The organism is Aminobacterium thunnarium (assembly GCF_055390565.1).
Genome location: NZ_AP042412.1, coordinates 1,823,490 through 1,836,759, shown reverse-complemented (window position 1 = coordinate 1,836,759; position 13,270 = coordinate 1,823,490). Strand labels below are relative to the sequence as shown.

Annotated in this window: 13 protein-coding genes; 7 read left to right on the top strand and 6 right to left on the bottom strand. The window is 44.7% G+C overall.

Annotation, left to right across the window (positions count from 1 at the left end; all coding sequences use genetic code 11):
- The first annotated feature begins 3 nt into the window (after window positions 1-3).
- The 7 genes from ACZ5GY_RS09095 (at window position 4) to ACZ5GY_RS09065 (ending at window position 7,506) form a co-directional block, all read left to right on the top strand.
- Entirely contained in the window at window positions 4-906 is a 903-nt protein-coding gene (locus tag ACZ5GY_RS09095) for a branched-chain amino acid ABC transporter permease (RefSeq protein WP_213691335.1), read from the top strand.
- Window positions 907-918: 12 nt separating this feature from the next.
- Window positions 919-1,962 (top strand): branched-chain amino acid ABC transporter permease, encoded by a 1,044-nt coding sequence (locus tag ACZ5GY_RS09090; RefSeq protein ID WP_213691336.1) that lies wholly within the window; start codon window positions 919-921, stop codon window positions 1,960-1,962.
- Window positions 1,937-2,806, top strand: a complete 870-nt coding sequence (locus ACZ5GY_RS09085) for an acetamidase/formamidase family protein (RefSeq protein ID WP_464111767.1) — start codon at window positions 1,937-1,939, stop codon at window positions 2,804-2,806. The genes ACZ5GY_RS09090 and ACZ5GY_RS09085 overlap by 26 nt, the downstream gene beginning before the upstream one ends.
- Before the next feature lie 624 nt (window positions 2,807-3,430).
- Window positions 3,431-4,162 (top strand): DUF5058 family protein, encoded by a 732-nt coding sequence (locus tag ACZ5GY_RS09080; protein ID WP_213695789.1) that lies wholly within the window; start codon window positions 3,431-3,433, stop codon window positions 4,160-4,162.
- Between the two features lie 19 nt (window positions 4,163-4,181).
- The gene (locus ACZ5GY_RS09075) at window positions 4,182-4,868 is read left to right on the top strand and encodes a hypothetical protein (RefSeq protein WP_213690257.1); all 687 of its coding nucleotides are present in this window, start codon (window positions 4,182-4,184) and stop codon (window positions 4,866-4,868) included.
- Window positions 4,869-5,008: 140 nt separating this feature from the next.
- Window positions 5,009-6,217, top strand: a complete 1,209-nt coding sequence (locus ACZ5GY_RS09070; RefSeq protein WP_307879668.1) for a M20 metallopeptidase family protein — start codon at window positions 5,009-5,011, stop codon at window positions 6,215-6,217.
- A 98-nt stretch (window positions 6,218-6,315) separates the two neighbouring features.
- On the top strand, window positions 6,316-7,506 hold the full coding sequence (locus ACZ5GY_RS09065; RefSeq protein WP_464111766.1) for a M20 metallopeptidase family protein: 1,191 nt from the start codon (window positions 6,316-6,318) through the stop codon (window positions 7,504-7,506).
- Between the two features lie 81 nt (window positions 7,507-7,587).
- Here ACZ5GY_RS09065 and ACZ5GY_RS09060 read toward each other — a convergent pair whose 3' ends face one another.
- Genes ACZ5GY_RS09060 through pstC form a run of 6 tightly spaced genes read right to left on the bottom strand, consistent with a single transcriptional unit; the run spans window position 7,588 to window position 13,264 of the window.
- Window positions 7,588-9,339: an ATP-binding protein gene (locus ACZ5GY_RS09060; RefSeq protein WP_464111765.1), complete on the bottom strand. Its 1,752-nt coding sequence runs from the start codon at window positions 9,337-9,339 to the stop codon at window positions 7,588-7,590.
- A 3-nt stretch (window positions 9,340-9,342) separates the two neighbouring features.
- Window positions 9,343-10,035: a response regulator transcription factor gene (locus tag ACZ5GY_RS09055; RefSeq protein ID WP_307879786.1), complete on the bottom strand. Its 693-nt coding sequence runs from the start codon at window positions 10,033-10,035 to the stop codon at window positions 9,343-9,345.
- Complete coding sequence (gene phoU / locus ACZ5GY_RS09050) at window positions 10,032-10,727, bottom strand: phosphate signaling complex protein PhoU (RefSeq protein ID WP_213691951.1); 696 nt, start codon at window positions 10,725-10,727, stop codon at window positions 10,032-10,034. The genes ACZ5GY_RS09055 and phoU overlap by 4 nt, the downstream gene beginning before the upstream one ends.
- A gap of 36 nt (window positions 10,728-10,763) precedes the next feature.
- The gene (gene pstB / locus ACZ5GY_RS09045) at window positions 10,764-11,522 is read right to left on the bottom strand and encodes a phosphate ABC transporter ATP-binding protein PstB (protein WP_213691950.1); all 759 of its coding nucleotides are present in this window, start codon (window positions 11,520-11,522) and stop codon (window positions 10,764-10,766) included.
- Window positions 11,523-11,546: 24 nt separating this feature from the next.
- Window positions 11,547-12,398 carry a phosphate ABC transporter permease PstA gene (gene pstA / locus ACZ5GY_RS09040; RefSeq protein WP_213691949.1) on the bottom strand — a complete coding sequence of 284 codons (852 nt, stop codon included), beginning with the start codon at window positions 12,396-12,398 and terminating at the stop codon, window positions 11,547-11,549.
- Window positions 12,395-13,264: a phosphate ABC transporter permease subunit PstC gene (pstC, locus tag ACZ5GY_RS09035; protein ID WP_213691954.1), complete on the bottom strand. Its 870-nt coding sequence runs from the start codon at window positions 13,262-13,264 to the stop codon at window positions 12,395-12,397. The genes pstA and pstC overlap by 4 nt, the downstream gene beginning before the upstream one ends.
- Between the last annotated feature and the right edge of the window lie 6 nt (window positions 13,265-13,270).

Sequence of the window (13,270 nt, the reverse complement as noted above, 5' to 3'; positions counted from 1 at the left end):
CCAATGAATGTTCTTTACTTTCTTCAACAGCTAATCAATGGTCTTTCATACGGCAGTATCTTGGCGCTTCTTGCCATTGGCTACACCATGATCTACGGTATTTTAGGGCTCATTAACTTCGCCCACGGAGAAATCTTTATGATTGGTGCTTTTTGTTCATATCTCTTGGTGAGCTTTTCGGGAGCCAGTTTCTGGACAGGGCTTCTTGGGGCTGTTGGTGGATCCGTTCTTATAGGTCTTCTCATTGAAAAGTTGGTTTATGATCCGTGCCTTAAAAAGAACCCTGAAGTTTTAACCGTTTTTATCGCTTCCTTTGGAGCCTCATTAGGGTTACGGAATCTTTTTGTCATGATTTTTGGGGATGGACGGAGGGCTTTCCCGACGCCAGAATATCTTGAAGGAATAATTATTACAGAAAGTGGACTCTTTTTAAATGTTAAGGATCTTCTTATCTTGGCAGTAACGCTTATATTGCTGGTTGTCGTTACCCTCTTTATAAAATACTCCCGAATCGGAACCGCTATGCGTGCTGTTGCCTACGATCCTACTGCTGCTCAGCTCGTTGGCGTCAATAGCAAAACTGTAGTATTACTGGCTTTCATTATAGGTTCTGCCCTGGCTGGTATTTCTGCCGTTTCATATGGTATCAGTTTTGGTATCGTTAATCCGAGCATGGGCTATCTTATCGGCCTAAATGGTTTTATAGCGGCAGTTTTAGGAGGAATCGGAAACGTTCCTGGGGCAGCTATCAGCGGATATATCATTGGTTTGGGGGAGATATTGTTTGTTGCCTTTCTTCCTCCTGCCTGGTCGGCTGTTCGTCCTCTTTTTGTGTGGGCATTGCTTTTTATCATCCTTTTTATAAAACCGTCTGGTCTCTTCCGACCAAACGTGAAAATCCAATAGGAGGCAGACGAGATGAATAAGAAAACATATACTCTTATTGGTTCTCTATTGTGTTTGGCTATTTTGCTTTTTCTGGCTAATACTTTTTTACGAGGGTACTATTTGCGTCTTGTTATCCTTTTTGCTATTACATCAATTGTAGCTTTAGGTGTTAACGTGACAAATGGATATACAAATATCTTTTCTCTAGGTTTTGGCGGAACCATGATGGTTGCTGGTTATGCTACGGCATTGATGACTCTTCCTCCAGCCTATAAAAAGGCAGTGCTTCATTTGCCTCTATGGCTTGAGCAACTTCAGGTCGCCTTCCCTTTGGCCTTAGTTATTGCCGGGTTATTGGCTGTTGTTGCAAGTATCATTTTGCTTCTTCCAGCTTTTAGGCTTGAAGGGCAGTACTTTATATTGGCATCTATGGGAATTAATATAGTGATGGGAAACCTGGCGGAGAACCTTAGGGGAATTACCCATGGAGACATGGGGCTTCGCAATATTCCTGCCTATACGAACATATGGTGGGCGTATGGAATTCTACTGCTCGTCATTTATGCTATTCATAGGCTTGTCCATTCTCGATTCGGCCGAGGACTTATAGCGATTTCTAAAGATCAGCAATTAGCAAGTGTTATGGGAGTTCCAGTTGTTAAATACAAAATCATTTCATTTGCGATAGGAAGCTTTATCACAGGTATAGGAGCTTCTTTATGGGTTCACTTAGTGTTGACCATGAATCCCAAAGCTTTTAGCCTTGTTTATGTTTTCCAGGTTGTAGCAATGCTTGCTATTGGTGGAATCGGTACTCTTTCAGGTCCACTTATTGGCGCAGCCATACTCACCATTGGAACGGAACTTCTAGCCCCTGTGCAGGAAGGTTTCACTTTTTTAGGGTGTACCGTTCCGCCTATTTTCGGCTTCGTGAATGTATTTATGGCTCTTTTGCTTATTGTTATTATGATATTTAAACCTCGTGGTCTTATGAATGGAAGAGAAATTGGCAGCTTTATATGTTTTTCCAAAAAGGAGGGTAACAGTAATGGTAATTCGAATATCAAGGGATAAAGTTGTTTATGCCATGTCGAATGCTAACGAAGCTGTGGCGTCTGTTAAGGCAGGAAGTCAGGTTGTTTTTGAAACAGAAGATTGTTTCAGCCATAAGATTACCCGACCAGATCAAAAGCTTTCAAGTGATTTTGATTATTCTATTGTCAATCCGGCGACAGGCCCTCTTTGGATTGAAGATGCAGAGCCTGGCGATGTTTTAAAAATTCATATTGATAAAATAACTCTTGATAAACAGGGAGTTGTAGAAGTGTTTCCGGGCTGGGGACCTTTAGGTGGCGATGTAGTTGAGAGTCATACAGAAATTGTTCCGGTCTCTGACAGGAAAGGATTTTTTTGCGGCATGGAATTGCCTCTTCGCCCAATGATTGGAGTTATTGGTGTTGCTCCTGAAAAAGAGGAAATTGCCTGTGGAATTCCTGGTGTGCATGGCGGTAATCTTGATACTATTCAAATGACGGAAGGCGCAACTCTGCGCTTGCCTGTCTTTGTTCCAGGGGCTAAATTGGCCTTGGGAGACCTTCATGCCATTATGGCAGATGGAGAAGTCTGTGGCACAGGAGTGGAGATACGAGGAGAAGTGACTTTGGGCATTGATCTGGAAAAAAGAGTTAACCAGGCAACCCCTGTATTAGAAAATGAAGAGGCTTTCTTTATCTTGGCAAGTGGGGAAACTCTGGAAGTAGCTATTCAGAGGGCTCTCAAAGAAGCAGTTCCCTTTATAATGAAGCTTAAAAATTTATCGTGGGAGCAAGCATATATGTATGCCAGTGTAGCCTGTGATCTTTCTATCAGTCAGGTAGTCAATCCTCTCAAAACAGTAAAAGTAAAAATTTGTAAATAAAAAGGCTAATTAGGTCTCACGTCGGCTGTTATGTTTTTGTATGCAAATATGGCTGATGTGAGACTTTTTCAGCATATCCATTGCATTGAGAAAAAAACGTATAGAGAATAATGTTTAAAAAAGCAAAAAATGCACATTTTTTACAAAATATTCATAAATATAATATTCTTGACAGCCTATCCCCCTTTACTTATACTGTTCCCGTCACTGAATGTAGAGCTTAGAAAAATGAGTTTTACACAGTCTATTTTTAATACGGGCGATCGATGAGGTTTGTTTTCCATGTAAAGAGGTTTTTGTTGAGAGAGTTCTATGTGTTAAGAGAGAAGTGCCTCTTCAGAAAGTAGTGCCTCTTAAGCAAGTGTTCCCCAGGCTGTGTTCCCAATTAAAGTCGCTTTTGATCGATATTCCCTAAACTGTGAAGGTTTTGCGCCATGTAAAACCGCAGGTTGTCTATGTTCATGCCTTCGTACTTTAAACGAAGAGAGGATAGTGAGGGGGGTGATTGTCGCCTGATATGTGAATAAAATATCTTGTCATTGCTATTTTGTAACAGATCACACGTAGTATGCGTAATTTTTGATTCATATTTCTTTTCAAACATTATCCTATGGGGGTGTTAGTATGCCGGAAGCAGTACTCCGCGCAGCGAATGACTGGGTCGTATGGGCCATAGCCATCGCAATCGTAGTTATAGTTCTTATTCAGTCTCTTCTGTACATACGCCTTTCTTTTAGTACAGCCGAGAGAATCGGTTTTCCAAAAGAAAAATGTGTTCAGGGCCTTCGTGCTGGTGCCATTTCAGCTATTGGTCCTTCTATTGCCGTTTTTATCGTTATGGTTGGTATGATGTCCGTTGTTGGTGGACCTATCACATGGCTTCGTCTTTCCATTATCGGTGCTGCTCCCACAGAGCTCACCGCTGCAACAGTTGGAGCTGAGGCTCTCGGTGTTAAATTCGGTTCTGCAGATTATGATATTCAGGCCCTGGCTACCTCTTGGTGGACCATGACCATTAATGGAACAGGCTGGCTTCTTGTTACAGCCCTGTTTACACATAAGCTCGAAGGCCTTCGAGAAAAAATCGGCGGTGGAGATGCCAAATGGCTTGCCATCGTTTCTGGTGGAGCCATGCTCGGTTGCTTCGGATTCCTCAATTCCAGAAATATCATGGCTGGATTCAAGGGCCTCCAGGCTGGTACTGTTGGTGGCGGCGGCCCTCTTTATGCAGCCATCGGCGGTCTTCTCGGTATGGTCTTAATGCTTTGCCTTGCCAAGAAGCTGACCTGGCTCAGAGAGTATACTCTCGGAATAGCCATGCTTATCGGAATGGCTGTAGCCGTCATTCTTGTTTAGTTGAAGGAGGGATCTCATTATGGTATCTCACGACGAATTTGAAAATATATGGAAAAAACCAGCAGTTAAAATTGGTTTTATCACTGTTATTATCCCGACATTAATGTGCTTCTTGCCAAATATCTATCTCTATTTACGTTACGGAGCATTTCCACCCGTTTCTGTGGCATTGAAGTCATGGGGCATGATTGCAGCTATCTTCGGCGCTTTTTATGTTGTTGAACCTGTTTCATACTATCCTATTCTCGGTCTGACAGGAACATATATTTCCTTCTTGAGCGGAAATATCGGTAACCTTCGTGTTCCTTGTTCCGCAGTAGCTCAGGAAGTTGTTGGCGTAGAAGCCGGTTCGCCTGAGGCTGAAATAGTTTCTACATTGGGGCTTACCGGTTCTGTTGTTACCAACCTTTTCTTCACAACGTTGGCAGCTATTGCTGGTACAGCTCTTTTGGCTGTCTTCCCCGAACCTATCGCTATCGCCTTTAAACAGTACACTGTAGCCGCTATCTTCGGTGCTGTTTTTGGACAGTTCACCCTGAAATATCCCAAATTGGCAGTTGCTGGAATTGCTATTCCTCTGCTTATTTATATAGTAGCGCCTAAAATTGGTCTCGGTTTTTTGACTCAGACTTGGATTGTTATCGTTGCTTCCGTTTTTGGAACGATAGCAGTAGGCCGTCTTCTCTACAAGAAGGGCCTGCTTTAGGAATTTAAACATCAACCGCAGCGCCGCATCCTTGAAGGATGCAGCGCTGCGATTCTTTCGTTGCCTTTTGTTTGTTACGGTACGTATCATGAGTGTGTGATGCGTCACAATTTACCAACGTATAAAGGGGGTTTTCCCTTATGGAAACCATGAAAGAACAAGCACTCGCGTTGCAGGAACAGATCGTAGCCTGGAGACGGGATCTGCACCAGATGCCAGAGACACAGATGGATACAGTGCAGACCGAGGCCTATATTTGTGCCCGTCTTGACGAAATGGGTATTCCCTATCGCAAGGGTGTAGCCGGTCACGGCGTTGTCGCCGTACTTGAAGGAGCAAAACCTGGCAAGGTTTTTGCCGTCAGAGCCGATTGCGACGGTCTTCCCATCAAAGAAGAGACAGATCTTCCCTTTGCCTCCAAGAATGGTTGCATGCACGCCTGTGGACATGATGTCCACACAGCCATGGCCCTTGGCACAGCCAAGATCCTGGCTGACAATAAAGACAAGCTTGAAGGAACAGTCAAGTTCATCTTCCAGCCTGGCGAAGAGGGATGCAAGGAAGGATACGGCGGAGCCAAACGTATGCTCGACGACGGCGCTCTCGACAATCCACGTCCCGACGTCCTCGTCGGCCTTCACACTGGAGCCATCTGGAAAGAAGACTTCAAACCTGGAGATATCGGCTATCATTACAGCGGCATCATGGCCTGCATGGATCGCTTTGAGCTCCTCGTGAAGGGGAAGGGCAGCCACGGCGCCTATCCTCACGGATCCATAGATCCTGTCAGCATTGCCTGCCAGATTATCAGCGAACTTCAGACCATTGTCAGCCGTGAGATGAATCCTGTAGAGCCCGCAGTTATCTCCATCGGTGAGATTCATGCAGGAACAGCCTTCAACGTTATCCCCGGCGAGTGCCGTATCAGCGGAACGGTTCGCGCTCTCACCAACGATACCCGTAAATTCCTGGCAACACGTATCGAAGAGATCGCCCGTACAGTCGCTCAGGGCATGCGTGGAGACATCGAGTTCCACTACGGCTGGGAAGGACCAGCTCCAGTCGTCAACAATGCCGAGGTCACAGAGGAGCTTCGCAAGGTGGCCGTAGCCATTCTTGGCGAAGAGCATGTGAAGGAAATCAAGAATCCCTCCATGGGCGGAGAAGATATCGCCTTCTTCCTTGAAGAGGTTCCCGGAACCTTCTTCTTCCACCCCAGCTGCAACGAGGAGAAGGGACAGACCTATCCTCACCACAACTCTCGTTTCGCCGTTGACGAAGACGTATTGTGGATTGGTTCGGCTGTAATGTCCACCATGGCTATGGAGTGGCTGAAGAACCATAAATAAAAAGTGATTACAGGCAGGCTTTACACAGCCTGCCTCTTTTTTATCCGAACTATACTGTATTCTACATTGAAAACTTTGGGAAAGGAGAATACTGTATCATGACAAACATCCAAGACGAAGCGAAAGCAATTTTGTCTGAGATCATAGAGTGGAGGCGCCATATTCATGCCAATCCGGAACTTGGTCTCGAGACCCCCGAGACGGAGGCTTACATTGTACAGGCTCTTGAGGGGATGGGATTTCCTTCCACGTCTATTCGGAAGGGAATCGGAGGGCATGGAGTAGCCGCCCTTCTCGAGGGAGACGAGCCTGGTCCTGTTCTGGCTATTCGAGCCGATTGTGACGCTCTGCCCATCAAGGAAGAGACGGGACTTCCCTTTGCAGCCACCAACGGTTGCATGCACGCCTGTGCTCACGATGTCCATACGGCCATGGCATTGGGGTCGGCACAGCTGCTTATGAAACACCGTCACGAACTGAAGGGAAGCGTGAAGTTCATCTTCCAGCCGGCGGAGGAAAATGTTGTGGGAGCGAAGGCCATGATCGATGATGGCGTGCTTGAGAATCCTAAAGTGGATGCCCTGATCGGTCTTCATTCGGGACTCCTCTGGAAGGGATATGCGGCAGGGGAGATCGGGTATTCACACGGTGGCATGATGGCTTCTGCCGACCGCTTCCTTATTACCCTGAAAGGGAAGGGTGGGCACGGTGCCACACCTCATCTTACAGCAGACCCCATCGTTATGGCTGGGCATCTTATCTGCCGTCTTCAGACGATTCTGAGCCGCGAGGTCAACCCTGTAGACCCAGGTGTTCTTACCATAGGGCGTGTAACTGGCGGATCCGCCTATAACATTATTCCTGGCGAATGCGTTCTTGAGGGAACAGTTCGAGTTCTTGACGTGGAGACGCGGAAGATGATGGAGGAACGTATCCGTGAGCTGGCAGAATCTACGGCCGCCAGCATGCGGGGCGAAGCTGTAGTGGAATATATTCCTGGACCGCCACCTGTCATTAACGACAGTGCCATGACCGATAAACTTCTTGCCACAGTGGCAGAAGTGCTCGGCGAGGAAAAAGCCAAGGAGATTCCCGAACCATCAATGGGAGCCGAGGATGTTGCTTATTTCCTCGAACGTGTTCCTGGAACCTTCTTCTTCCATGCCGGAAGCAATCCTGAAAAGGGACAGACCTATCCTCACCACAATTCGAAGTTTGATATCGATGAAGATACGTTGTGGATAGGGTCAGCTCTTTTTGCACATTTCGCTTTGAACTGGCAGAAATAAGTATTTAAACTAATAAGGCTAGGTATTATAAATAAAAACAAGCAGGAATTCTTTATTTGATTCCTGCTTGTTTTGTATTTCCTATTTTTTCGGAAGAGTGATTTCAAAGATGGTTTGACCGCCATTCGGAGAAATTAAAACGATGTCTCCATCGTGTGCTGTAAAAATTCGTTTCGCTATAGCTAACCCTAATCCATAGCCGCCAGCACCCCATTGTCCCCGAGCTCGATGGCTGTCTCCTCGTCGAAAACGATCGAAAATAGAAGCAGCAGCTTCTTCTGAAATTCCGATGCCATTATCTTCAACTCGAAGAACCCACAGCGCATCTTTTTCTGAAAGGTCGATTCTGATATGACCTCCATGCCCATCTCCATATTTTTCTCGCACATATTTTATTGCGTTATCGAGAATATTTCGTATTGCTCTTGATAAATCTCCGCTTTGCCCCACCATGAGCGCTTTTTCAGGAATCTCTTTTTCTATGAGTATCGATCTCCCTAATGGATGATGTGCATATTCCTCAAGAAGTGTATTTATGATAAGAGATAAATCAAGTTCTTCCTTTTTTTCCTGAGGAAGTTGGCTTTCTAGGTGGGAAAGTAAAAGAAGATCATCAACTAATTGTGTCATTCTTTCCTGTTGCTGAATGATGGATTGCAGATGATTTTGAACCTCTTCGTTTTCTTGAAATTCTTCCTGTAAATATTCAGCTGTAAGACGAATGGTCGTTAAAGGTGTTTGAAATTCATGCCCAGCATCTGCAATAAAATCTCGTCGTGCCTCTTCTAGCCGAACTTCTTCTGTTAAGTCTGTAATGACAAGCAACGGTCCGCTTACTGTTTGGCGTGCATAGAGATTCAGGTGGCGACCTCCTGAGCCAAGCTCGGGCATTTCCACCGTTATTGCATGTTCAATCCCTTTCTTGGATTCCTGAATAAGGGGGTAAATATCACCACAAGTAAGGAAGCGTTCTATCGGCTGACCTTCCTCCATCGTTATTTTAATACCAAGCAAGCTGTGGGCTTCATTATTTGCATACCGTAAACGGTTATCATTATCGAGCAAAATAACACCTACAGGTAGAGAGGAAACAATGCGGGAAAGAGTTGTTCTCTCTATGTTGAGCTCTTCCAGCGCGCCTTTCAGACGAGATGACATCGTTTGAAGAGATTCAGAGAGACGTTGAAGCTCTGTATCTGCCATAAGAGGGAAACTTGCTTCTTTCCCTTCGGTAATTGAATGAGCAGCAGAGACAATGCGTTCAAGAGGAGCAAAAAAACGTCGTATAATCCATAGCTCAAGCCCAAAGATAAGAAAGGCCGCGATAATAATGTACGATAGAAAACGAAGACGTACATTCAAGAGAGCTTCTTTCAGGGAATTCAGGGGACGTGCAATACGAATAAAAAGAGGTCCCTCGTCTCCCTCTATTTTGCGCACTACATACACGAGATGAGTTCCCAACGTTTGACTGTACCGAGATATTGTTCCGACGCCCTCTTGGTCAGCTTGTCGAACTTCCGGACGATTTTTATGGTTGTCGAGGGTCTCTGTGTCCGTAGCGCTATCGAGTATTACACGTCCGTTAGTGTTAATAATTGTAACTCGGCTTCCAAGTGTTTCTTGCCATTGTTTAAGATCTCTTTGGAAAACGTTGTATCCATCACTGCGTATTATGTGAGCGACAACGGCAGTCTCTTTCGTAAGTTGATCAGTGGCGTCATCTATGAGCTGTTGTTTCATTATGCCTGATACCAAAAACCAACTGATAGCAAAGGCTGCGATGGTAACGATGGCGAGTACTGCTGTAATTTTTCCCTTTAAGGTGTTCATGCCCTAATCCTCCCAAACGATTCGATATCCTCGGCTGCGCAATGTTTGTATTTCGAGAACAGGACGTTTCTCATCGTCTATTTTTCTTCGAAGCCTAGAAATATGCACGTCTAGTGTGCGCGTGTCACCGCCATAAAGATTCCATATTTTCCCTAAGAGCTCATCTCGACTGACAGTTTTTCCGAAACGTCGAGTGAGCAGTTCAAGAATACGAAATTCTGTAGGGCTTAAATCCAGAGTTTTTTCCCGTAAAGTAACTGACTGACTCTCTAAATCCAAGGCTAACTCTCTATTTGTAATCTGCCGCATTTCTTGACTTGTCTGGTTTCTGCGCAGAAGTACTCCGACCCGTGCAACAAGTTCTGCCAGAGAGAAGGGCTTTTTCATATAATCATCAGCGCCAAGTTCCAGACCTTCAACAACATCCATTTCTCCTCGCCTGGCAGTGAGCATAATTATGGGAATAGTAGCAGTTTCTTTGCTGCTCTTAAGTCGTCGACAGACTTCCCACCCATCCATGCGAGGAAGCATAAGATCAAGAATAATAAGGTCAGGGCGAGAGGCAAAAGCCAAATCTAAGGCTGTATCACCATCAGAGGCGACCAGTGTTTCATATCCGCGTCGTTTGAGAGCTTGAGAAACTATATCTTGAATGCCTTTCTCATCGTCAACGATTAAAATTCTGCTATCATTCACGGTCTATGCTCCTTTGGACGTCTATATGCAGATGCTTTTACAGTCTTTCCTGTAATGATATAGACGACTCTTTCTGCCACGTTTGTAATATGGTCGCCGGCACGTTCCAAAGTTCTTGCTACATTGAGAAGTAGTGTAGCTTGTTCTATTCTTTGAGGTCGTTCCATCATGAGAAGCAGGAGTTCCCGCATGATCTGCTTTTCAAGATCGTCAATAATATCGTCAAGAGGAAAGACCCGATAAGCCATAGCGTCATTTTTGTTTTCTAAAGCTTCAAGACTTTTTTCGAGCATATCAGAAAGAATATCAACCATACGAGGAATATCGATAAGAGGCTTCATAAGCTCTTTATCTGCAACTTCGATGGCTGCTTTGGCAATATTACTTGCATAATCTCCTAATCGTTCGAGATCAACGGCCATGTGCATCAAAGAAGAGACCGTGCGCAGATCTTCTCCGAGAGGCTGAAAACGCGCTGTAAATTGCATACAGGCCATGTCTATATCGGCGGCGAGGTCATCTATGGCGTCATCTCTTTTTATAATTTCTCGTGCCACATCAGCATTTTGGTTTTTTAGAGCCCAGACTGCTCTGGCAAGAGATTCTTCTGACATTTTCCCTAACCGTGTCAACATCCTAATAAGTTCTGTCAATTCAGTTTCAAGTTGTCTTCTGGTATTAATCTGGTTCATCCTTAGTCACTTCCTTCCCTCAAGGGGCTTTCTCGTTTAACCAAATCGTCCAGTAATGTAATCTTCTGTGCGCTTGTCATCTGGAGATGTAAAAAGTTTTGGAGTTTTTCCATATTCAATAAGATCACCCATAAGGAAAAATGCCGTGTAATCTGAGATACGAGCTGCTTGCTGCATATTATGGGTAACAATAATAACAGTGTATCTTTCTTTAAGGGTTCTCACAAGTTCTTCAATTCTGGCTGTAGCCATTGGGTCAAGAGCACTCGTCGGTTCGTCCATAAGCAGAACCTCTGGCTCTGTAGCAATGGCTCTCGCAATACAAAGACGCTGTTGTTGTCCTCCTGAGAGACCCAGCGCTGAAGATTTTAACTTATCTTTTACTTCACTCCAGAGAGCTGCTCCTAAAAGGCTTTTTTCTACAATATCATCAAGCTTTTCTCGTGATTTTATTCCATTGAGGCGAGGTCCATATGCAACATTATCGTATATTGACATAGGAAAAGGGTTAGGTTTTTGAAAGACCATGCCGACTTGGCGGCGTAGTGTAATAACGTCAGTGGATAGGGCATAAATGTCTTTCCCTTCAAGAAAAATTTTTCCTTCGATTTTTGCTCCTGGTATAAAGTCGTTCATTCTGTTAAGGCAACGTATGAAACTGCTCTTTCCACATCCGGAAGGGCCAATAAGAGCTGTTACTGTTTTGCTGAAAATGTCGATGTTGATGTCGTGTAAAACTTGGTTATTGCCATAATATAAGTTAAGATTTGAAACGACAAGTTGTGGTTTTGTCATCTATACCTACTCCTTGCTTGCAATTTAGCGTCCGCTTTGTCTTAAACGGGCGCGCATTATAACTCCAATGGCACTTATTCCAAGAACAAAAGCCAGAAGTACGAGTACTGTTCCATATTGTATAGGCCGTGTGAGTGTAATGTTCGTACCTTCTGTAGCGAGTACCATAATATGATAGGGCAAGGCCATAACTTCATCGAAAAGGCTTGTCGCAACACTTGGAGTGAAATAGGCTGCTCCGGTAAAAATGATAGGAGCCGTCTCTCCAGCTACCCGTCCGATGCTTAAAATCCCTCCTGTAATGATGGTGGAAGAAGCAGAAGGAAGAACAACTTTCCAGATAGTTTGCCATTTGGATGCTCCAAGAGCATAGGAGGCGTCTCTATAATCTTGAGGCACAGCGAGAAAAGCCTGCTCCGAAGCGGTTACTATAAGGGGCAAAGCCAGACAGCCTAATGTGAGGCCAGCTGAGAGCAGAGAAGAACCAAATCGTAGCAATATAACGAAAAGGGATAGACCGAAAAGGCCAAAAACGACAGAAGGCACGCCGGCAAGAGATCGTATTGCCAGGCGTAGAAGCGAAGTAAAACGTCCTCTCTTCGAATATTCCGCTAAATATAGACCTGTAGCAATTCCAACAGGAAGAGCAAAGAACATAGAGACAAGAACAAGTTGCAATGTGCCTATAAGAGGGGTGCTGATTCCTCCACGAGTCATATTATCCCTGGGAGATTCTGTTAAGAAACTCCACGAAAGAACCTGATATCCGTTAACGAATATATATGTAATAATCGCCAGGAGCAAAAAAACAATAAGCCCTGTTGCGCTCCATAGCAGGATCGTCATAAGTTGGTCTAAAGCCTTGCGTTTGGTCATGATGATTTCACCTTCCTTTTACTTTCAATCCAGCTTGAAAGAAGGTTTATTCCGAGTGTAATGAGTAAAAGTATCAGTCCTGCGAAGAAAAGCGCATGATAATGAGTGGATCCTACCGGGGTTTCTCCCATTTCGGCTGCAATAGTAGAGGTCAAGGGACGAACGGGGTCAAAAAGAGAGATAGGGATAAGTGCTGCTCCTCCCGCAGCCATGAGGACGACCATCGTTTCTCCCATTCCGCGCATAATTCCGAGTAAGCAGGCAGAAAGAATGCCTGGAAGAGCTGCGGGAAAGACGACTTTGCTGATTGTTTCCCAGCGAGTAGCTCCCAGAGCGAATGACGCGTTACGTATCTCTCGTGGTACTGCTGAAAGAGCTTCTTCTGCAAGGGATCCGACGATAGGAATGATTAAAAAACCCAATAGTATTGATGCGTTTAAGAGATTGAGGCCTGAGAGAATAGCAAAACGGCTTTGAAGCCAAGGGGCAATAACGACCATGCCAAGAAATCCAAGAATAATCGAAGGGAGGAAGCCCAGAAGTTCCAGAATCGGTTTTAATATATTTTTCATTTTTTGAGAAGCTATTTCTGAAATAAAAATAGCAATGAACAAACTTATTGGAAGGGCTATGAGTGATGAAAGAAGAGTTACTGCTACGGAGCCGGCAATAAGGGGCAACATCCCCAGTGCTGGTGGCGTTTCTGTAGGATACCAGTCTGTGCCAGCCACTATTGATGATAATGTTGTTTCTTTCAACACGGGAAGTCCTTCCTTTATAAGAAAAAGAAGGATAAACAGCATAACAAAGATGCCGACAGATGAAATTGACATAATAATGATAGCTGGTGTTCGTTCTTTTTTCATAGGCAT